The organism is Psychrobacter sp., from assembly GCF_041554015.1.
In the GTDB taxonomy this organism is placed as follows: Bacteria; Pseudomonadota; Gammaproteobacteria; order Pseudomonadales; family Moraxellaceae; genus Psychrobacter.
Window position 1 is genome coordinate 15,751 of record NZ_JBFFMS010000010.1, and the last position, 21,444, is coordinate 37,194.

Genomic DNA, 21,444 nt, shown 5'->3' on the forward strand with positions numbered 1-21,444 from the left:
AAAAAGCGATTACGCGTAGAGGCAAAAAATGCTATAATGTCTCGCTATTCCCCTTTATATTTTTGATATTATTTTTATTGAGTGGCGCGCCATGTCCGCAACCAGTAAAAACAACCGAGGTAGCTAGTTATGGCACGAGTGACGATTGAAGATTGTTTGGATAATGTTGATAATCGCTTTGAGCTTGTTTTGGTCGCAAGCAAGCGCGCGCGTCAGTTGGCTAAAGGCATTGCTGAGCCATTGGTTGATGTTGATAACGACAAGCCAACCGTATTGGCATTACGTGAAATCGCTGCTGGCAAAATTACCCGCGACATTTTAAATCAGCCCGAGCATAATTTTGCTACGAGCTCATTAGATTTAGCATTGTCAGGCGATCACAGCTTCTAATAAATTAGCCTAAAAAGTATCATTTTAGCTAGTATCAGAGTATTGACTGACGATAAAGACCACAGCATAGGCTGTGGTTTTTTGGTTGTAATGATACCGCCTTTACTGTTTTAGTAATCGCTTGGCACTTAGAACCCATCCTGAAGTAAAAACTCTCTTGTATTTACAATGCCTACTCGCTTAGCAGTTGACATTGACGGCGATTTACGATTAATTAGAGAATGGTCTACCTATTTTTTTCGTAAGCCAGCATTCATTCAGTCACCATTTACCTCGATAGACAGTCAGGCAACTAGGTAATGGAAAATAGGATCGTTACTTTATGAGTCAAACCTTACCCAAACTCAGCCATCATCTCGTCGATGAGGCTCAATATAATTTACTGCGCTCAGTAGGTTACCTCACTGCTGCTGAACGCAGTGACATTATTGATGCCTGTGAGTTCGGTGATATTGCGCATATCAAAGACAAGCGTAAATCAGGCGAGCCTTATATCACGCACCCGATTGCGGTGGCTGAGATACTGGCAGGTTTTCGTTTGGATCGAGATACGATTATTGCAGCGATTTTGCATGACACGGTCGAAGATACCGAGGTGAGCGATGAGCAGATTGAGCAGCGCTACGGCAAAATAGCGGCAAGACTGGTCGATGGCGTGACCAAACTAAAATCGTCAACGCATAATAAACAAGAAAATAAAGCGGCGACCTTTCATAAAATTTTGACCGCGACCCTTGCTGACCCACGCGTATTGATCATCAAGCTCGCTGATCGCTTACATAATATGTCAACACTGGATGCGGTACGCCCCGAAAAACAACGCACCACAGCACAAGAGACGTTGGATTTTTATGTGCCATTTGCGCGGCTAATGGGTCTTAATGATATTGCTGATTACATTGAGGTGCTTTGCTATCGCAACCTTGATTCGGATATGTATAACAAACTCTCTGATAAGCTTCTACAGCATGGACTTGGGCGTAATTTTCAAAGAGAAGCCATCCATCGTTATTTGAGTATTGTCCTCAATAATTTGGGATTGAACGGTCTGGTCAAAGTTTTAGACAATCGTGTGGTCATCTACCGTCAGTTTTTCCGCAATCGCGGTGAGATCAACGCCCTACTTCGCCATTATGCCTTTGAAATTGTCCTCGATAATGTCGAAGCCTGTGACAAGCTGGCTTATTACTTAATTAAAAAATATCAGATTGATGACTCTCATATTGCTGATAATATTCGTCGTCCGCTACCGGGCGGCAATCAATCGCTCACGCTTATTTATGAGCGCGATAACGATGTTGTTAAAGTGACGATTTTGACCAAGCAAATGCAAAGCGCCGCGCGGCTTGGGGTCATCGGTGCAGAGCATGCCTCAGACGTTAGCCAATCGGTTATCCAAGCCTCATTACGCAATATGAAAGACTTGGTCGATGAAGACAACTTAAATGAAAATAGCCCAGATTTTTCAGCAGCAGTCTCTACCATTAATGAGCTGATGGACTATCTGCATTCTAGTAAAATCATCTGCTACAGTCCGCAAGGACGCGCTTATGAGCTACCGCAAGGCGCAACTGCCCTAGACTTTGCTTACGCTGTTGGACCTATGGTCGGTAATGTAGCTGTTGGCGCTAATATCGATGGTAAAAAAGCCAAACTGGGTACTGTGGTTAAGAATGGGCAACTGGTTGAGATAGAAGTCAGTAGCCACTCAGAACCAAAAGCAGAATGGCTGGGGTTTGTCGTCACCAATAAAGCGCGTGAAGAGATTTTGCGCTGGTTTAAAGACTTATCCGCTGCTGATAAGCAGCACCATGGGCAACAAGCCCTAGATCGAGCGCTAAAAACCTATCAAAAAAGTCTCGATGATTTGACCGATAGTGATTGGAAAAATCTCACTGAATGGCGTGGCTTAACCGAAAAATCCGAGCTATTTGAGCAAATAAGCTCTGGTACGCTACTGCCGCAGCTGGTAGTGACGCGCTTGTTTAGCGATGAAGTCAATGATTTACAAGCGCGAGAACACAGTGATGACATGACCCAACCACAGCAGCTGATCGTCAATGCGTCTGGGGTTGAGCTTGATTTTGCCAATTGCTGTCATCCCATTTATGGTGATCCTATCGTCGGTCACTTGTCGCGTCATGGTCTGGTGGTTCATCGACATAAGTGCTTTTCACTTGACGATATTCGTAAAGACAATCCTTATCAGGTTATACAACTGCGCTGGCGTAGTGATAAGGCCGTAAAACAAAGTGACGCCAGCGACCTTGACATAAAAAATACTGGCAAGATTCGCTTTCCCGCTTATCTAAAACTGTCTATTGCCCTCAGCGACGAACAAATTACCGAAGTCATCTATCATTTACGCCAATTAAATATAGGGGTAGAAAAAGTAGACGTGCGCAGCAGTGACACCATCATCCATATCATCGTGCGCAGTCGCAATCATCTGGCTCAAGGCATTCGTGAGCTACGCTCCTTGCTCGGTTTCCCTAATATCATCAGGCTCTATCAGCTGTAGTGCTCACCATAAGATGTAATATGCGTGATAAATTTCTATCCTTATTCACTTCATAAAAATCTTACTAATGGATTTAGAAAATTTTAGAAAGAGCTGAAACGATGATAAAATGATAAACTGTATTTTTTGATTTTAAGCACATAAATATAGAACGTGTCATTACGTACAGGGAAACCAAAATGTAAATGATGAATGATGCGCCCGTACCTACCAAACCAGAAAAAGACAAAAAGGACATACTATGAGTCGTCAAACCATTCAAACAGATAAAGCCCCTGCTGCCGTCGGCACCTATTCGCAAGCTGTCAAAGTCGGTAACACTGTCTATATTTCAGGACAGTTGGGTTTTGATCCTGACACCATGGAGCTAAAAGAAGGGTTTAAAGCACAGGCTGAGCAAGTGTTCGAAAACATTAAAGCCATCTGTGAAGCAGCTGGCGGTAGTCTCAATGACGTGGTTAAATTTAACGTGTCATTAACGGACTTAAATGACTTTGCGGCGTTAAACGAGGTATTTATTGCCAATTTAAGCGAGCCATATCCTGCCCGCGCAGCTGTCCAAGTCGCAGCCCTACCTAAAGGCGGCGTGGTTGAGATTGAGTCTATCCTATATATTGAGTAAGTGCAGCGATCTCGTAAGGTAAAGGGCAAGGCTTAATATATCAATATATTTAATGCTTGAACCCTTACGTCAAAAACTGCTGCTAAAAACGCATGCCAGAGTAAGCCCAAATATCATTATTTGGGCTTACTGCTATTATTTTCATCAATATTACGATCCAGATATGTCAGAGTAGGTTATCTAAACGCCATTCATCTAAAAACTGTTTATCCAAAAATCATTTATCTAGACTGGGAATGCCTTTTATGTTGGTACAAGTTGCTCTGCCCGTGCCCCTTTATCGGGTATTTGACTATAGCCTACCAGCAGATATAAACGCCTTATCAAGCTCATCTTTACCCCCTATCGGTAGCCGTGTCGAAGTATCCTTTGGTCGTCAGACACTGATAGGTATAGTCGTCGCTCATATTGCTAAAGCCAACAGCGATGTACCTCTTAATAAGCTCAAACCTATTAATAAATGCTTAGATGCCAAGCCTATTTTGGATGCCAGTATGCTAAAGCTGGCCCACTGGCTGGCGCGCTATTATCACTACCCACTTGGTGACGTTTTAGCGGTGATGTTGCCAACGCTTGTGCGTCAAGGTAAGCCGCTAGATTTACTGATTACCCATTGGCGAATTTTGCCGCATGTAAGCGACGATGACTTTCGTGCCAATGCCAAAAAACAAAAACAGCAGTTTGATATGCTTAAGCTGCACGGCGAGCGTGGCGCGAGTGAAGATGTTTTATTGCTAGAGGGCATGGAGAAGAGTTTTTTAAAAGCGCTCGAAGACAAAGGATTAATTGAGCGCTATATCCAGAATAAACAAGCGCCCGCCCCCGTTAAATTAGCAAAACTGCCGCTTGATCTTAATGACGAGCAAGAGCTTGCCGTTAGCGCCATCATTGCCGCTCATAAAGCCAAGCGCTACACGGGATTTTTATTAAATGGTATCACCGGTAGTGGCAAGACAGAAGTCTATCTGCAAGCGATGCAAGCGGTATTGGAAGCTGGCAAGCAGGTATTGATTTTGGTACCTGAGATTGGACTGACGCCGCAGACGCGCGCGCGTTTTGCCAGTCGCTTTGCCGCTCATATTGTCCTGCTGCATTCTGGCATGAATAATACCCATCGCCTACAAGGCTGGCAAGACTGCCGTACCGGTCACGCTCAAATCATCATCGGCACGCGCTCAGCGGTGCTCTATCCTTTTGCAGATTTGGGCTTAATTGTCGTCGATGAAGCACATGATGGCTCCTATAAGCAGCAAGATACCTTACGCTATCATGCCGCCGATGTGGCGCTTTATCGCGGACTTCAAGCCAATATCCCCGTCATCCTTGGTACCGCCACCCCTTCTCTTGAGCATCTAAAACTGGTCGATGATGGCAAGCTGGTAGAGTGCCAACTGCAAACTCGCCCCGGTAATGCGAAGCTTGCGACCATGCAGCTGATTGATGCGCGCCTGCAAAGCACTCATCAACAAACAACGGACGACGGCGCGCGCTATGATACTGGGCTGACCGATGCGCTTATTGGGGCGATACGGCAAACGCTAGAGGCTGGCGATCAAGTATTGATATTTTTAAACCGCCGCGGCTATGCGCCAGTTTTGCTCTGCGAAGCCTGCGGCTGGCAGGCAGATTGCCCGCGCTGCGACGCGCATTTGACCGTTCATTATAATAGCCAGTCTCAATACAATGCCTATAGCAGCTCCTATTTAAAATGCCACCACTGCGACTGGCAAGCTTATATTCCAACAGTTTGCCCTGATTGTGGCAGTCAAAATTTGGATGCTAAAGGGATGGGCACGACAAGGCTCAGCGAAAACCTGCATGCGATTTTTGCCAATCCGCAGACCAGCAAAGCGCTGTATCCCATTATCCAAATTGATCGCGATACCACCAAGCGTAAAGACAGCTGGGAGCATATCTATCAGCGTATCAATGAAGGTAAGCCTGCCATCTTAGTTGGTACGCAGATGGTCGCCAAAGGTCATCATTTCCCCAATGTTACGCTTGTCTGCTTACCCAATGCTGATCGTGGCTTTTTATCAGCCGACTTTCGCTCGCCAGAACATACTGCACAGCTCATGATTCAGGTCGCAGGACGTGCCGGTCGTGGTGATAAATCGGGGCGCGTACTCATTCAAACATTGCAACCTGACAATGAGCTGTTATTAAAACTGGTCAAAGATGGTTATTTATCCTTCGCACGTGAGCTACTGCAAGAGCGTAAAATGATGGGTTTACCGCCGCACAGTCATGCTGCTCTGATACGCTGTGAAGGTAAAACCCTTGCTGCCACAACACAAGCACTTAAAGATGCGATTGCTATTTTGCCAAATGGACATAATCTTGCCGTGCTCGGCCCTATTGATGCACCAATGAGTAAAAAGAACAGCCGCTACCATGTGCAATTGCTGCTGTTAGGAAAAAGTCGACAGCAATTACATCGGGTACTAAGTCACTGGTGGCAGCCTGTACTTGCTCTGCCAAGTGCCAAATATCTCAAACTGACTCTGGATATCGACCCTATTGGTTGGTAGCTGCCAACTCCTAACTATCACTCTTTAAGTCCAATCACCCTGCTATAGCTCGCCGTCAATAAAGAGCGTTATTCAAAATGGACAATTCATCGTTTACCGCCTAGATACAGCACGCCTTTATTAAATGTGCTAAATTCTTTATATCTGTCTAGTTTGAGCATAGCAAGCAAGCAAGCTCTATAAGTCATCAAAGCTTTATCAGCAGTCAAAATTTCTTTTCTATCATCCTGAGGGTTATTATGAATCACAATCACCCAAAATCTGAACACAATGACCATTCTCATAAGAATGCTGCGGCTGATAACCATAAGCACGGTCAAAAGGATGCAGAAGGTCATTATACTAAAGACAGTTATACTGATGATAATCAAGGCAATCACGACCACGATGAACATCTAGAACAGACTGTCACTCCGCGCGATACCAAAGGCTATCAGCGTACCTTGCTGTTTAGCTTTATTATTATCACAGGTTATATGGTTATTGAAGCCATCGGTGGCTGGCTGACTGGTAGTTTGGCGCTATTATCTGATGCAGGTCATATGCTCAGTGACGCCGTAGCACTTGGCGCGACGTTGATGGCATTTAAGATTGGTGAAAAAGCAGCCACCCATCAAAAGACCTTTGGCTACAAGCGCTTTGAGATTTTAGTCGCAACGGTCAATGGTGCAACGCTGGTTATTATTGCGCTAATGATTTTTTATGAGGCGATTAAGCGCTTTGACTCACCGCCTGAGATTGCGACCCAAGGCATGCTTATCGTTGCTACTATCGGTATGTTGGTCAATATTTTGGTCGCATGGCTGATGCATCGTAGCAGTCGCGGTAAAGATACCCATGGGCACAGTCATGCTGGTAGTTATAAAGACAGTCACGAAGACACTCAAGGAAAAAATGCCGGTAAAGAACCAGTCAACCTAAATATGCAAAGTGCTTACCTACATGTATTAAGTGACCTAATGGGTTCAGTTGCCGCTATTGTTGCTGCGCTTTTGATGATGAGCTTTGGCTGGGTTTGGGCGGATGCAGTAGCTTCCGTGATTGTGGCAATACTGATTTTATTTAGTGGTTACCGCGTCGTGCAGGATTCGGTACATATCCTAATGGAGGGCACGCCAGAGGGCATATCTTTAGTGAATGTCGAAGACAAACTACTTGCCCATCCACAAGTGCAAAAAGTTCATGATTTGCATGTTTGGAGTATTACCAGTGGTCTTAATGCTCTATCGTGTCATGTGGTGGTCGATGGCGAAATGAGTATTTATGAATCCAGTATCCTGATTAGCAGTTTAGAGCAAAGCCTGCTTGAGCTCGGTATCCATCATGCGACCATTCAGGTTGAAAGCTTAGCGCATCCGCAAAACAATGCTCATAACAATGCCCATAGCGATGCCTTAGTCTGTAATATCTCAGAGCGACCAGCAGAGAACAGCCATATCGGGCACAATCACTAAAATAGCTTGTTGCTGAAATACTTGGCGTCAGCATAAAACGCTGCCAATAATATCGAAATTCTTAATATTGATAGTATTAGTCATGACGTATCGCAAATGGTTAATGATTAAGGACATCTAATCTAATCATAAAAGTAACACCGTATAAGCCACAGTAACCATATAGCAATGCTTATCCACATACCCAATCCCATACCTAGCAACGTCATACGAAACCAAAAATCCACTTCGCCATTCATGATATAAGGCCAATAAGCCGCTCCCATATTCGATGCCATTATGAGCCAGAGCCCAACCAGAAGTGCTAATCCTGCCCCGACAATCCTTAAAATCATGCTACTAAAACTTTTTAATAAGCGTCGCCAGTCATTATGATTAGGAGAATACTTTGAACCCTTATTCATCAAAACTGCTCCTCATCAAGACACCTAAAAAGACAATGAAAAATGCCCAATTTTAAATAATCGTATATCACGCGGGGTTTTATCATTGTAATAGGATGTTAAAAATGATGGAAAATTTAGCCTTGCTGTCATATTTTTCATATAAATTCTGTATACTAAAAATTGAGATGCCACATTTGCCACCAATGGATGACCTTCTGCCATGTCTAGACGCTCAGCGCCATTTGTCGCCCCAAGCTACCTTGATGACCCTATCTCAGTAGAGGGTAAAAAGCATGCCAAAGCACTATTATCAACACTGCAAGAGGACATTGCCAACTTTCGGAATGAGCAGTTTCCGCCTGATATTTTGCGTCAAATTCGTGATATGCCAATTTATGAAGGCAATTTAGCCGAAGTCCAAGCCTATCAGCAGCGTTGGCAGAATCTGCTTGAGCGCGCCATGGCATTTTATCCAGCGGCCAACCTACCGCCTGATTATCTGCCGCTGCCCGCCAGCCTCGAGATACCGCAATTCATCTACCATGTTCAAAGGCTGCATCTGACCAAGACCCGCGCTAAAGAATCCAAAAGCTTTGGGTCGGTCGGTGCACTTATAGATAAATGCGGTGATTACAGCGCTGATGAAATTGCACGTATGAGCGCCGTATTTGATAACGACGATGAGGCGCGTTTGGTGGCGCATCGGGAATTTATTGATTTGCGCGCTTATGTATTTTGCCGAGATAGCAAGGGTGAGATGCTGGAGCCTGAGCGCGTACGCTTTTATCGAACAGGGCTTATCGTCCATGCGCTGCCCGATTTCAAAATCGTCGACAGTCGTCAGACCCCGCGTAAGCGCCGTAATGATGCTTATAACAACCCAGTTGCCGATAATGGTATATGGAAAATTTATCGTAAAAAATAACGTATGCTAAGATTTTTTATCTTTACCATACCCCTATCGTACCGCTTATTTTATCATGACTGCTAAGGATTCCAGATGCTCGCTGCCGCCACCGGCTCACCAAATTTAATGTTACAAGCTACAATCTTCTTAGGAGCAGCCCTGCTCTTTGTACCCCTTGGTAAACGTTTTGGCATTGCGACCGTCTTAGGTTATCTCATTACAGGATTGATATTAGGACCCAGTGTTCTAGACGTCGCAGGGGACGCTGAGAGTCTGTTACATTTCTCTGAGTTTGGTGTGGTCATGCTGCTCTTCATCATCGGACTTGAGCTGCAGCCCTCGCGATTATGGGCACTGCGGCGTTCGATATTTGTCCTCGGTGGTTTACAAGTCGGTCTGACTGGTACGTTATTGATGGGTCTGTTACATCAGATTTTTGGCTTACAGCTTGATACTGCTTTTATCGTCGGTTTTGGCCTTGCCCTATCATCCACCGCTTTTGTGCTACAGATACTGACAGAAAAACAGCAGCTGTCGAGCACCCACGGACGTGAAGCCTTTACCATTTTATTATTCCAAGATATTGCGGTCATCCCTTTGTTAGCAGTCATCCCTTTTCTATCAGGGGTGCGCGAACAAAGCTATGACGTGATTTATTTTGGCAAAGTTTTTGCGGTTTTTGCTGGACTGATTTTTGCTAGCCGTTATGTTGTCCGTCCCTTTTTCAAATTTGTGGCATCTAGTGGTGCCTCAGAGCTGCTGACCGCCGTTGCGCTATTTATCGTCATGGGTGTGTCTATTTTGATGGGTCAAATTGGACTATCAATGGCACTGGGTGCTTTTTTGACAGGGGTACTACTGGCAGATTCTGAGTATCGCCATGAGTTAGAAGCCAGTATTGAGCCGTTTAAAGGCTTGCTACTCGGCTTATTTTTTATGTCGGTCGGTATGCTGACTGATGTTAAGCTTATCTTGGCAAAACCTATCTTTATCATCGGCTGTGCAATGGCGTTAATGGCCATAAAATTTAGTGTCATTACTGCCATTGCCAAGATATCAGGCAATCGCTGGCCGACCAGTATCAGACTAGGTGTGACGCTCGCTCAAGGTGGTGAATTTGCTTTCGTGTTATTCAGTGTCGCTAGTGCTCAAAATGTGTTGCGACCTGAGCTTGCCAACACCCTAAACCTTATCGTTACTATCTCTATGGCGCTCACACCGCTGGCGTTTTTATTACTTGAGAAAATCGGTGAGCCGTTATTTGCCAAAAGCAAACCCAGCCGCGAATACGATGCCATTCCCGATCATGAACATCAGGTTATTATTGCTGGTTTTGGGCGCGTCGGGCAGATTATCGGTCGTGTACTACGCATGCACAACATTGAATTTACCGCCATTGAACGCTCTGCAAATCGCGTCGATTTCGTTCGTAAATTTGGTAACCAAGTCTATTATGGCGACCCAAAAAACCCTGAGATTCTGCGGGCAGCTGGTATCAAAAAAGCCCGTGTGTTTATTTTGGCCATTGATGATCTAGAGCGTTCTATCACCACGGCCCAATACTTACGTAAGAACTATCCAGATTTGATTGTCTTAGCTCGCGCTCGTGATCGGCAGCATTATTATCGGTTGCGTGAGGTCGGTGTGCGGCATATTTGGCGTGAGACTTACCTATCATCCTTGGATATGTCGCGTGAGTCACTACAACTGCTTGGCATTTCACCAGAAAAAGCGCGCGAGACGGTGCAAACTTTCCGTGATTACGATGATGATTTGATTGAGCGTCAGCAAGCGATTTATGATGATGAAGCCAGCATGATTGAATCCGCACAATCATCGATGGCAGAGCTAGAAAGCTTATTTGATGAAGACATCGGCAAAGCCCGTAAGATGGACTTAACGGATTTTTATGACGCGCTAAAAAGTAAAGCAACACCGGTTGATAAAAAAGACGACATCGTAACTGACTCTAATCCCTAAATATTTATATACTTTAATCAGATGGACAGCTTGTTGGTGCCAGTTTCTTATTTAACGAGCTCATACAGCTCCAACTATCGCTGTCTGGCACATGATAAAAAACCAGTGTCTGCTGATTTAGATAGCGGATAGGAAATTGAACATTTTGTATGGTCACAATGACTGCACAATCCGTTTTTACCACGCCATCCGCTTTACTCTCAATATCTATCCGTAGCTGCTGAGTACCTGTATCAATAGGCATACGAATCGGACATTGCCCTGTCTGCTGATAAATCAGCGCCACACGATTTTGTGCCGTTTTGGCTGTGTCATAAGCATTGAATAGCACCTCATTGGCTTTTGGCTTGGCAATAATAGGTAAAAACTGTACCTTGATAACCATTAAAGCAAAGGCAAAAATACCAAACCCCAATCCTAACCCAAATAAGCTGACCCCACCTTCTCGTTGCAGATACGCCTTTTGCCCAGCCTCATCACGCGGATAATCACTAACAGCATCCGCAATCTCACGCCGCGCCATGCGGTAATAATACGCATCGGTCCAACGCGCCACCATAAATGACCAAAACAGCCAAATGATCGCGGCAATGCCTACCCGTGTCGCCATTTGGTAAGCATCAGGGATGAAGGACATCGCCAAAAATTCAAAGGCAACCAATACCAGTGCCACATTAAGCTGAATAAACGACCAGCCTGCCACGCTATAGACAATCGCATCCATATAGCGTTTGCGATAAAGGAGCCAAGGAAAAGTCACAAAAAATGCAGCCCAATGCCATTTTGGCGACAGATAACCTTGCGCATCAAACTGCTCAAAGCGTTTGAGATAATGGTGTTGGCTACGGTGACCGATAAACCATTTATCAAGTTGTGTGCGCTTAGCAGGAGTCAGCTGTTCTTGATAAAAAGGGGGCGGCGAATCCGTCTCAATAAATAGCATAGTGTTAACCCCTATTAACTCTGCAGAAAACTTTCAATGCATGATACAGGTTATATGATAACGTCAAAACCGAGGTACAGAATAGTAAAACGACAGATAAATACCGTTGATTCAATGTAAAAGAGCGTCAAGGTAAAAGAGCATAAAGACAGCCACATGCAGATCTATATATGATGCGTCAAACAAGGCAGGCGCTTTTACTCTTCTATGCTGAATGAACAATATTAAAAAAGCATTGTCCGTTCACAGCTGTAGCGATTTGACTTATAATAAGCGCACATCACCCATTTTATTAAGCCTTGTCAATCCTATGAGTCAACATCCTGATATTAATGATAACATCGATAGTACCCGTACTACTGATGAGCAAAAAGTCCTCAGCCCTAACACCGAAATCCCTACTGATGCTGACATTGTTGCCAGTAATATGATTGAGGATGAAAGTGAGAATGAAACTGAAGACAGCAAACACCTACGTATCGTCAATACTTTTATGAAACGACGTACGCACATGAATAAAAATGCCGAGCTTGCATTGACCGCGCCAGAATTTGCTGAGTATCTAGTCAATAATAGCTTTGGTGATGGCGATCTTGATGGTATCAACAATCTACGAACGCTATTTGCAGATAGCCCTAATGGCAGTGAAGCACCGCTTACCTTGGAGATTGGTTTTGGACTGGGTGATTCATTCATTGAGATGGCAGCAGCCGAGCCGAGCCGCAATTTCGTTGGGGTCGAGGTGCACGAGCCAGGTATCGGTAAATGCGCCTATATGGCAGGTACGCAAAATTTGACCAATGTCAAAATCATCAACGGTGATGCGATACAATTGCTCAAGCAACTACCAGAAAACCATATTGATCGCATCCAGCTATACTTCCCTGACCCATGGCAAAAAAAGCGCCATTACAAACGTCGTTTTGTCAGCCCTGAGCGCATGGCAATTGTGACGCGTAGTTTAAAGCAAGGCGGCTGGTTCCACACAGCAACCGACTGGGAGCATTATGCTTTTTGGATGGTTGAAGTGTTGGATGGTTTTGCAGGCTTAACCAACCAAGCGGGTGCAGGCAACTTCACCGACCGCCCTGACTTTCGTCCAATGACAAAATTTGAGCGCCGAGGTTTAGAGCGTGGTCATGGCGTTTGGGATTTGATTTATCTAAAAGACTAACAGCAAACCCACTACGTTGGCTTACCCTAAAGCGGCTAGGATATCTATCAGTATCCTAGCCGCTTTTTTATATTTACTGGTCTCTAAACCTTTTGTTTATAAGGTGGCATAACTGCTATAGCCTGCTCTAATAGGCTTTTATGAGCAATAAAGGTATTTATCTCAAAATAAAATCCACCTCTATAGATGTGAAACATAGGTGTCAGCCATATTGAGATACTGCAAAATTTAAATTTGTAAAACTAAGAATCGCCAAATTTTATAGATTACGTGATAGCCCTTATCGGCGCAACCTTTGATAGCATAAGGGATTGGTGAGTTCTCCCCATAAGCTGTGGATAACCCTGTGCATAAGTCGCTACTTGACAAGCAATTCCTTAGATAACTTAAAGGGTTAGGTAAAATTGTTCATTTTTTGTACAATTTAAAATTGTAATAACATCAATAACTTACATCAATTTAAAAACTAAAATAATTTATTTATAAAATTTTTAATATTCATTTTATCTCATGTAATGTTTCACATTAGCTAAATAAATACAATTTATTTATTGTGGATAACTTCCAAAACTATTGACAAATAGCATGCTCATCAGGTTCAAATATGTAGGGTAGCTTTTAGAATGCCATACTACTATATTTGTTTTCCTAGACGACACCTATTGTCGCCTAGTGTCCAGTTATGCTCAATATATGCCACAGATTTTGTTATAATTACCCTATCTAATAAATTATGATATAAAGCTAAAGGAAGCCCTAATCTGGTGAGATAAGTGGTAAGCGCTATGAGCCTTATTATAATTTATGAACTTTTTTTCGCTTTTATCAGCCTTTAATTTTACTGTATAGTAGAGTGATATATTTGATATCACGGTCTACCAGATTTATCCTATTACCTACTCTAACCTTAGTTCAAAAATGCTATCAATGATAGCCTACCTTATCCTTGCTAGCATCAAACACGCCATTGTTAATATTCATACAACTTATTCTTATAAATTATTGATAACAAGGAGTCCTACATGGACGACAACAAAGCCAAAGCCTTAAAAGCGGCATTAGCGCAAATTGAAAAGCAATTTGGTAAAAATACCATCATGCATCTGGGTGATGACTCAGCGACACTCGATGTCGATGTTGTCTCTACTGGCTCATTAGGTCTAGATATCGCACTTGGGATTGGTGGTTTACCAAAAGGTCGTATCATCGAGATTTATGGTCCTGAAAGCTCAGGTAAAACAACGATGACCTTGCAAGCTATTGCAGCCTGCCAAAAGCAAGGCGGTGTTTGTGCTTTTATCGATGCGGAACACGCTTTAGATCCAGTTTATGCCCGTAAGCTTGGCGTAAATACCGATGATCTGCTACTTTCACAGCCGGATAATGGTGAGCAAGCACTTGAGATTACCGATATGTTGGTGCGTTCAGGTGCGATTGATATGATCGTTATCGACTCGGTTGCCGCCTTGACGCCGCGTGCTGAGATTGAAGGTGAGATGGGCGATTCACATATGGGTCTGCAAGCCCGCCTTATGAGCCAAGCTTTGCGTAAAATCACTGGTAACGCCAAACGTTCAAACTGTATGGTGTTATTTATCAACCAAATCCGTATGAAAATCGGTGTGATGTTCGGCAGCCCTGAGACCACGACTGGTGGTAATGCGCTTAAATTTTATGCTTCTGTGCGTATGGATATTCGCCGTATTGGTGCCGTTAAAAATGGTGATGAGATCATTGGTAACCAAACCCGTGTCAAAGTCATCAAAAATAAAATGGCGCCACCATTTCGCCAAGCTGAATTTGAGATTACTTACGGTGAAGGCACTAATCATCTAGCTGAAGTGATTGATTTGGGTGTTGAGATTGGTGCAGTTGGTAAAGCTGGCTCTTGGTACAGCTATGGCGATGAAAAAATCGGACAAGGTAAAGCCAATTCGGTACTGTTCTTAAAAGAGAACCCTGCTATTGCTGACGAGATAGAAGCCAAAATCCGTGCTGAGAAGCTTGGTGTCAAAACAGACAGTCAAGTTGCAGCAGTAGATCAAGTCGATGAAGATATAGCCTCAGAATCTCTATAATAGGGATTTTTGCTAAATACTAGCCGTTATTATGATGTCTTATGAAAATTAAAACGTTGGCTGAAATACTCGCTGAGTCGGATACCGATTCAGCGAGCTCTACGCGTCACAATCAAAAAAGCACTACTCAGAATCCGCATAGCAAGCACCCATATAAACACAAACCTAAAGACACCAGTAAGACTGCCAAGCGCGCCCAGCATCCAAATAACCCTAATGTCACTGAGAGCCGTTTAATAGATGATCAGACTAGGTTTACGGCAGATTCAACTGAAGCCGCTCATTCTTTAAGCCCCATGCGCAAATCCAAAAAACGTAAAAAACGCTTTCATCCAGCGGCTACTTTTACCGCTGAGCCCTCTGACGTGCCTGCTTATGAGCCACCTGCCGCGCAAAGCATTAAAGAGATGCTGATAGACGTTAAAAACGCCGCTCATGTTAATAAAACAGATAACGCTACTAGTCATGACATAGGTGTTGATTCATGCTTACTAGACTCAGAGCAAGCAGATGTATCGATAACTGCTCACAATGGTGAGATAGAAAATCAAGACAGCCAAATCGATAACTTGCCAGCTGCCCTAAAGGCATATCTGCGCACGCCTGAGCAGCGCCAAGCGGAAGTCGATGCCATCAAAGCAGAAAGTCGCTTACGCTGGTTGGCATTTTATTATCTATCACGCCGCGAATACGGCAAAGCTGAGCTTAAGCAAAAATTGCTAGATAAAGAGCAAGCGGCAGATAAAGTTGATGCCCTACTCGATGAATTCGAAGAAAAAGGCTATCAAAGTGATTACCGTACTACTCTAATGCTGATACGGGAGAATATCCGAAAAGGCCGCGGTAGAGGTCGTATTAAGCAGGAGTTTTACCGCAAAAAGATAGCGATGCCTGATAATATCGATGAGCTTATTGACATGGCAAATGCAGAATCAGATGAGTTTAGCGAATTTATAGAGGACAGCACAGATAATCTAGTCGAAGGCGTAGACTGGCTCAAATTAGCGGTGAGTGCACGTACTAGGAAGTATGGTGCTACCATACCCGTTGAACAAAAGGACAAAGCAAGGCAGCTACGTTTTTTACAATATCGCGGCTTTAATAGCGATATTTGTTTTGCGGCATTAAACTATACCTTAGAGACGTTAGATGAACGTTTTTAGCAATTTTTAATGTAAAAACTTTAACCTTTGCCATTATATATTAGACATAAAAAGAGCACCTAAACAGGTGCTCTTTTTATGGTTTTAAATGCTATACGTACTAACCTGATTACTTTAATTTTCCTAGACGGCTTGATAACTGACTGATGATTTGATCAATCTCATCATTGGCTTCAGGTTCATTGTCCAAATTACCATTTGGCGTCAACTGGTTCACCACTTCAGGTAACAATTCAGCCAATCCTTGACGAACTTCAGTCTCATTAGCACCTGTATGGGCAGCGACTTGCTGAATTTCACTGTCATCAAACAAGCGATTGATATCATTAGGATCAAGATTGTCATTAAGCTCATTATTACTTAACCAAGAGCGCGCTTGATTTTCATAGCCCATACCGGTAATTTTTGATAGGGCTCCACTTAAGCCACCATTGCGCTTTATCCAGCTTAATACCATAGGCATCAGGGCAGCGATCAGCATACCTTTACCTCCAAAGCCGCCTCTGGTCGTCTGCCCGCCAAGTACACTGCCTAAAATATCGCCAAGCCCACCAGTACCTGAACTCATACCACCGCGCTGCTTGCCAGCTGTTAGCCCGCCGATAATATCGTCTAAGCCAAATCCATTGTCGGCTGAACGGCGCTCATACTGCTGCGGATTATAACCTGCCGACTGACCGCCACCAAGTACGCTCCCCAATATATCACCAAGACCGCCAGTACGGCGCGAATTGATACGCTGATTGACTGGGTTACGTTGTGCATCCTCTGGATCCATGGCACTACGAGCTACTTGACTGACTAAATTCCCTAATAAACTCATAACCTTATCCTTTTTATTATAATAAAATTCGTCGATATAGGTTTTGGTCTAGCAAAATGACAACTGCTGCCTCACCTACTCTTTAAAACGCCTATAAAAGCTAAATCCTAATATAGCAAATCTACTGGCTTGTCTAGATAGGCATTTTGTTATGAGATGTAGAAGATACTTTAGTACGCTAAGATTTAGCACGATAAGATAAGGAAGATAAGCGTATGCAATTGGCACCAAGCCCAATCAAACGGTTTTGCTGGCCGTCATATTTGCTAGGACGCTTAACTCACGCCATTGCTCGGCGCTGACCTGATCACGAAATATAGCCACAGTAAACCGGCGTTGATAAGGCTCTATGATATTAAAATCAAAACAGATAGCCCAACTAGATTGATTGACTGTATTTAGCTTTGCTTGCCATAGCGCATCGCCACAACTTGTACGTATCAATAGCTGCCAATCTTCATAAATACTCTTATTCAGTGGCGGTTGGCTTAGATGCAGTAATATAGGACGTGACAATGCTAGATAAGCAATAACTACAGCGCTAATGAGCAGTATAACGACATACTGCCATAAGGATAAGGAAGCAAATACTGCTAATAATATGATGCCACCACTTAAAGCTACGTAAAACAGTATCTGCAGGTAGCTTATCGGCTTGATAGCGGTATCAATGCGTAGCGAAGTTGATGCTGTCATAGTGAGCTGCCAAAGCATGTATTTGATGAATAAAAAAATTCGATACCGCTATCCCGATGTAAAAATAAAGTTTAGCCCTTTAAGTGACTAACTCAAACTTTTGCTATGGCGCCATGTTTTAATCTTATTCACCAGCGCCCATATCGCCTCATCTTCTGGTCGGCTTTGGTTGGTGAAATAATCTAATAAATCAGGGTCTTCATGAGTCAGCATTTGCGCAAAGCTCTCTTGCTCAGCAGCTTCTGCCGACAAATAAAGCTCTTTAATGTAAGGCTCAAAGTAAAAATCCAACTCTTTCAAACCTCGGCGAGCTTGATAAATAATGCGGCGCTGCTCATTGGTTGGCTCTGGCTGATGGTTAATGCTCATAAAGGTATTTTCATCCATTCAAGAGGTATATTAATAAATAATCGTGTCAAAATTCTTTTATTGGCCATGATTGTGATTGATAAAGTGTTTCTGCTTATCATCAGTGAATCGCAAACATGACTATCATGATGGGTTTTTACTGTGGGCAGATAGCTGGCGCCATAACGTTACGGCTTGCTGCATCATAGCGACATGATGAGTACGAATGATACTTGCCCCTTGCTGCAATGCAAAAAGACCAGCTGCAGTACCTACAGTATCACGCTCAGCCGGCTCAGTAGTAGCAAATGTCTGAAGACCTGTGTTGCTCAAGACTTCTGCTAAAAATCGCTTACGTGAGATACCAAACATCATTGGCAGCCCGAGTGTCTGTAAGCGTTTAAGCTCACTCAGTAAAGCACAGTGATGCTCATAGTTTTTAGCAAAACCAAAACCGGGGTCAATAATGATATTTTCGCGCATGACGCCGACGCTTGTCACCTCATCAATACGTGCTTGTAGCTCTGTCATGACGTCACTGACCACATCCTCATACTGTGCTAAGTTATTCATCGTAGTTGGCTCACCGCGCATATGCATGAGCATAATAGGAATATTGAGCTTAGCTGCCATTTCAGCTGCGCCCTCACGCTTGAGTGCCCGTACATCGTTCCAGATATCAGCACCGGCTTCAAACGCAGCCTGCATAACCTCAGAGCTACTGGTATCAATAGATAGCCATATCTCATGACCCAGCTGTTGTCTAATGGCTGACACAACTGGCACGACCCGTTGTAACTCAACAGAAGTCATCACCATTTTGGCATTTGGACGAGTAGACTCACCGCCTATATCTATGATGGTGGCACCTGCTGCCATCATGTCCTTACAATGCGCTACCGCCTTATCAACCGCATCAAACTGCCCGCCATCTGAGAACGAATCTGGCGTGACGTTTAAGATGCCCATGATATGAGGCTGTGATAAATCTAGAACCTTATCGCGGCTGGTCATAGTATAAGCAGGTAAAGGGTGGAATAATGACATAACTTATCCATGATGATTTGAATTTGTAAGATTGATTTTAGCGCTAATATAGTGAATTTAATATTAGAATGACATAGCGGTACTGGGATAAATATTAAACAGTCCATTTCGGCACTGTAGGCTTTGTTAGCTTTGTCGTCATTAGCCACAACATACCAAAAAAATTATAGCCGTGCTGTCTTATTTAGAATCAACTATATATAGGGCTTATGATACCAGTAAATCTAATGCCATTCTAAACTGGTAGCAACAAAAAAGCCCTTTATTAAAAGGGCTTTTTTTGAGAACTTAAGATTAAGAATTACATCGCTGGTAATGGCGGAGGCGTTACGCCAGTGGTCTTTACATTGTCCTTTGACAAGTTCACTTCGTGATGTTGGTAAACTCTTGGTGGACGAGGTTGCTCACCCGCTAAGATATCTTGCAATTGATCACGGTCAATGGTTTCCCACTTCATCAAAGCGTCTACCATGGCATGCATCTTTTCTTGATTACCTTCAATCAATTCACGAGCGATATCATATTGCTCCTCAAGCATACGGCGTACTTCTTCATCAACCTTTTGCTGGGTTGCCTCTGAAATCGTACGGCCACCGCCACCGAAGTAACCTTGTGAGCTGTCATCATCTTCATAGACCATGATACCAAGCGCATCAGACATACCGTATTTGGTAACCATAGCACGCGCCATTTTGGTCGCACGTTCAAAGTCGTTTGAGGCACCCGTCGACATTTGATTGATAAAGACTTCTTCGGCAATACGACCACCAAATAAAATTGCAATATCACTTAGCATTTTTGATTTGTACATACTGGTTTGGTCGTGCTCAGGCAACTGCCACGTCACACCCAATGCAAATCCACGCGGCATAATAGTGACTTTATGGACAGGATCAGTACCCGGTAATAACTCGGCAACTAGCGCATGGCCTGCTTCATGATAAGCAGTAGCACGGCGCTCCTCTTCACGTATAACCATTGATTTACGCTCAGGACCCATATATAGCTTATCTTTAGCATCCTCAAAGTCATTCATGTCAACGCTGCGCTTGTTACGACGTGCGGCAAATAACGCAGCTTCGTTCACAAGGTTGGCAAGCTGCGCACCACTAAACCCTGGCGTACCACGAGCTAGGGCATGAGCGTCAACACTTATAGTGTTGGGCAGTTTTTTCAAATGCACTTTAAGAATTTGCTCACGACCTTTGATATCTGGTAAGCCTACTTGAACCTGACGGTCAAAACGACCCGGACGCAATAGTGCTTTATCCAGTACGTCAGCACGGTTGGTTGCCGCAATGACGATAACACCCTCATTGCCTTCAAACCCATCCATCTCAACCAACAATTGGTTCAATGTCTGCTCACGCTCATCGTTACCGCCACCCATACCAGAGCCACGATGACGACCGACCGCATCGATCTCATCGATAAAGATGATACATGGCGCGCTTTTCTTTGCTTGTTCAAACATATCACGAACACGTGATGCACCAACACCGACGAACATCTCAACAAAATCAGAACCTGAAATTGAGAAAAACGGTACTTTAGCTTCACCAGCAATGGCACGAGCTAATAAAGTCTTACCCGTACCCGGTGGACCTACCATCAAGATACCGCGTGGAATCGTCGCGCCAAGCTTGGTGAATTTATCAGGGTCGCGTAAGAATTCGACGACTTCGACAACTTCTTCTTTGGCTTCTTCACAACCAGCAACGTCCTCAAAATTTACTTTGATTTGGTCTTCGGTGAGCATTTTGGCTTTTGATTTACCAAAGCTCATTGGTCCGCCGCCCTTGCCGCCAGCGCCGCCCTGCATATTACGCATAAAGAATAAAAACAGACCAATAATCAGCAAAATTGGGAAACTGGCTATCAGCAATTGCATCAAGACGCTTTGGCGTTTCGGTGCAGTGCCTTGGACTTCGACTTTATTTTCACGCAGCAATGGCATTAGCTCGTCATCCATCACAGCTGGACGAATGGTTTCAAATTCAGAACCATTTTTCTTTTCACCGGTGATTTGCTCGCCATCGATCTCAACACTGGCTACTTGGTTTTCTGACACAGCGGTCACAAACTCAGAGTAATTAAGGTTATCGGGCTCAGATGATTTATCAAAGCCACTAAACACCAGCACCAAAACGCCGATTACCACCAGCCACAATAAGGTGTTTTTTACCATGTCGCTCACTAGTTATTCCCATCCCATACTTATTGGTGTGTTTACTAAACACGTGACGTCTATATATAAACGTATGTCTCGCTATTCAAGGGTTATAATCAATTATCATGTTAAACAGACAATAAATGGCACAATAACGATGAATAAGCGAGTTTATAGAGCGCTTACGGTCAGACGACTTTGCTAAAAACAT

General features: G+C 43.7%; 16 protein-coding genes. 10 read left to right on the forward strand and 6 right to left on the reverse strand.

Translation table 11 applies throughout. From position 1 onward, the window contains the following. Positions 1–129: 129 nt before the first annotated feature. The 7 genes from rpoZ (at position 130) to ABYU67_RS04660 (ending at position 10,791) form a co-directional block, all read left to right on the forward strand. Positions 130–390, forward strand: a complete 261-nt coding sequence (gene rpoZ / locus ABYU67_RS04630) for a DNA-directed RNA polymerase subunit omega (protein ID WP_011280985.1) — start codon at positions 130–132, stop codon at positions 388–390. 322 nt (positions 391–712) lie between these two features. Next, positions 713–2,911, forward strand: coding sequence for a bifunctional (p)ppGpp synthetase/guanosine-3',5'-bis(diphosphate) 3'-pyrophosphohydrolase (locus tag ABYU67_RS04635; protein ID WP_372843836.1), 2,199 nt, complete (start codon positions 713–715; stop codon positions 2,909–2,911). A gap of 241 nt (positions 2,912–3,152) precedes the next feature. Next, positions 3,153–3,533 carry a RidA family protein gene (locus tag ABYU67_RS04640; protein ID WP_372843837.1) on the forward strand — a complete coding sequence of 127 codons (381 nt, stop codon included), beginning with the start codon at positions 3,153–3,155 and terminating at the stop codon, positions 3,531–3,533. Positions 3,534–3,778: 245 nt separating this feature from the next. After that, positions 3,779–6,064, forward strand: a complete 2,286-nt coding sequence (locus ABYU67_RS04645; RefSeq protein WP_372843838.1) for a primosomal protein N' — start codon at positions 3,779–3,781, stop codon at positions 6,062–6,064. 239 nt (positions 6,065–6,303) lie between these two features. After that, positions 6,304–7,518 (forward strand): cation diffusion facilitator family transporter, encoded by a 1,215-nt coding sequence (locus ABYU67_RS04650; protein ID WP_372843839.1) that lies wholly within the window; start codon positions 6,304–6,306, stop codon positions 7,516–7,518. A 606-nt stretch (positions 7,519–8,124) separates the two neighbouring features. Then, the gene (locus ABYU67_RS04655; protein WP_372843840.1) at positions 8,125–8,829 is read left to right on the forward strand and encodes a hypothetical protein; all 705 of its coding nucleotides are present in this window, start codon (positions 8,125–8,127) and stop codon (positions 8,827–8,829) included. A gap of 75 nt (positions 8,830–8,904) precedes the next feature. Next, positions 8,905–10,791 carry a monovalent cation:proton antiporter-2 (CPA2) family protein gene (locus tag ABYU67_RS04660; protein ID WP_372843841.1) on the forward strand — a complete coding sequence of 629 codons (1,887 nt, stop codon included), beginning with the start codon at positions 8,905–8,907 and terminating at the stop codon, positions 10,789–10,791. Positions 10,792–10,804: 13 nt separating this feature from the next. On the opposite strand, the gene ABYU67_RS04665 is transcribed toward ABYU67_RS04660, so the two are convergent. Next, positions 10,805–11,734, reverse strand: a complete 930-nt coding sequence (locus tag ABYU67_RS04665; protein ID WP_372843842.1) for a pilin — start codon at positions 11,732–11,734, stop codon at positions 10,805–10,807. 310 nt (positions 11,735–12,044) lie between these two features. On the opposite strand from ABYU67_RS04665, the gene trmB reads away from it, so the two are divergent. The 3 genes from trmB (at position 12,045) to ABYU67_RS04680 (ending at position 16,149) form a co-directional block, all read left to right on the forward strand. Further along, on the forward strand, positions 12,045–12,908 hold the full coding sequence (trmB, locus tag ABYU67_RS04670; protein ID WP_372843843.1) for a tRNA (guanosine(46)-N7)-methyltransferase TrmB: 864 nt from the start codon (positions 12,045–12,047) through the stop codon (positions 12,906–12,908). A 1,022-nt stretch (positions 12,909–13,930) separates the two neighbouring features. Next, positions 13,931–14,986 (forward strand): recombinase RecA, encoded by a 1,056-nt coding sequence (gene recA / locus ABYU67_RS04675; RefSeq protein ID WP_372843844.1) that lies wholly within the window; start codon positions 13,931–13,933, stop codon positions 14,984–14,986. 41 nt (positions 14,987–15,027) lie between these two features. After that, complete coding sequence (locus ABYU67_RS04680; RefSeq protein ID WP_372843845.1) at positions 15,028–16,149, forward strand: regulatory protein RecX; 1,122 nt, start codon at positions 15,028–15,030, stop codon at positions 16,147–16,149. Positions 16,150–16,258: 109 nt separating this feature from the next. Here the strand turns inward: ABYU67_RS04680 and ABYU67_RS04685 are convergent, their stop codons facing one another. The 5 genes from ABYU67_RS04685 to ftsH all read right to left on the reverse strand — a co-directional run bounded on the left by ABYU67_RS04685 (position 16,259) and on the right by ftsH (position 21,260). Then, positions 16,259–16,972: a YidB family protein gene (locus tag ABYU67_RS04685; RefSeq protein ID WP_372843846.1), complete on the reverse strand. Its 714-nt coding sequence runs from the start codon at positions 16,970–16,972 to the stop codon at positions 16,259–16,261. 237 nt (positions 16,973–17,209) lie between these two features. Beyond that, positions 17,210–17,668 (reverse strand): protein YgfX, encoded by a 459-nt coding sequence (locus tag ABYU67_RS04690; RefSeq protein ID WP_372843847.1) that lies wholly within the window; start codon positions 17,666–17,668, stop codon positions 17,210–17,212. An 87-nt stretch (positions 17,669–17,755) separates the two neighbouring features. After that, positions 17,756–18,037, reverse strand: a complete 282-nt coding sequence (locus ABYU67_RS04695; protein WP_372843848.1) for a succinate dehydrogenase assembly factor 2 — start codon at positions 18,035–18,037, stop codon at positions 17,756–17,758. 123 nt (positions 18,038–18,160) lie between these two features. Continuing rightward, positions 18,161–19,063: a dihydropteroate synthase gene (folP, locus tag ABYU67_RS04700; protein ID WP_372843849.1), complete on the reverse strand. Its 903-nt coding sequence runs from the start codon at positions 19,061–19,063 to the stop codon at positions 18,161–18,163. A gap of 301 nt (positions 19,064–19,364) precedes the next feature. After that, complete coding sequence (ftsH, locus tag ABYU67_RS04705) at positions 19,365–21,260, reverse strand: ATP-dependent zinc metalloprotease FtsH (protein WP_372843850.1); 1,896 nt, start codon at positions 21,258–21,260, stop codon at positions 19,365–19,367. Positions 21,261–21,444 lie beyond the last annotated feature (184 nt).

Excerpts from the sequence above, each read along its gene's own strand:
- rpoZ (WP_011280985.1), top strand. The coding sequence starts at position 130 with ATGGCACGAGTGACGATTGAAGATTGTTTGGATAATGTTGATAATCGC.
- ABYU67_RS04635 (WP_372843836.1), top strand. The coding sequence starts at position 713 with ATGAGTCAAACCTTACCCAAACTCAGCCATCATCTCGTCGATGAGGCT.
- ABYU67_RS04640 (WP_372843837.1), top strand. The coding sequence starts at position 3,153 with ATGAGTCGTCAAACCATTCAAACAGATAAAGCCCCTGCTGCCGTCGGC.
- ABYU67_RS04645 (WP_372843838.1), top strand. The coding sequence starts at position 3,779 with ATGTTGGTACAAGTTGCTCTGCCCGTGCCCCTTTATCGGGTATTTGAC.
- ABYU67_RS04650 (WP_372843839.1), top strand. The coding sequence starts at position 6,304 with ATGAATCACAATCACCCAAAATCTGAACACAATGACCATTCTCATAAG.
- ABYU67_RS04655 (WP_372843840.1), top strand. The coding sequence starts at position 8,125 with ATGTCTAGACGCTCAGCGCCATTTGTCGCCCCAAGCTACCTTGATGAC.
- ABYU67_RS04660 (WP_372843841.1), top strand. The coding sequence starts at position 8,905 with ATGCTCGCTGCCGCCACCGGCTCACCAAATTTAATGTTACAAGCTACA.
- ABYU67_RS04665 (WP_372843842.1), bottom strand. The coding sequence starts at position 11,734 with ATGCTATTTATTGAGACGGATTCGCCGCCCCCTTTTTATCAAGAACAG.
- trmB (WP_372843843.1), top strand. The coding sequence starts at position 12,045 with ATGAGTCAACATCCTGATATTAATGATAACATCGATAGTACCCGTACT.
- recA (WP_372843844.1), top strand. The coding sequence starts at position 13,931 with ATGGACGACAACAAAGCCAAAGCCTTAAAAGCGGCATTAGCGCAAATT.
- ABYU67_RS04680 (WP_372843845.1), top strand. The coding sequence starts at position 15,028 with ATGAAAATTAAAACGTTGGCTGAAATACTCGCTGAGTCGGATACCGAT.
- ABYU67_RS04685 (WP_372843846.1), bottom strand. The coding sequence starts at position 16,972 with ATGAGTTTATTAGGGAATTTAGTCAGTCAAGTAGCTCGTAGTGCCATG.
- ABYU67_RS04690 (WP_372843847.1), bottom strand. The coding sequence starts at position 17,668 with ATGACAGCATCAACTTCGCTACGCATTGATACCGCTATCAAGCCGATA.
- ABYU67_RS04695 (WP_372843848.1), bottom strand. The coding sequence starts at position 18,037 with ATGAGCATTAACCATCAGCCAGAGCCAACCAATGAGCAGCGCCGCATT.
- folP (WP_372843849.1), bottom strand. The coding sequence starts at position 19,063 with ATGTCATTATTCCACCCTTTACCTGCTTATACTATGACCAGCCGCGAT.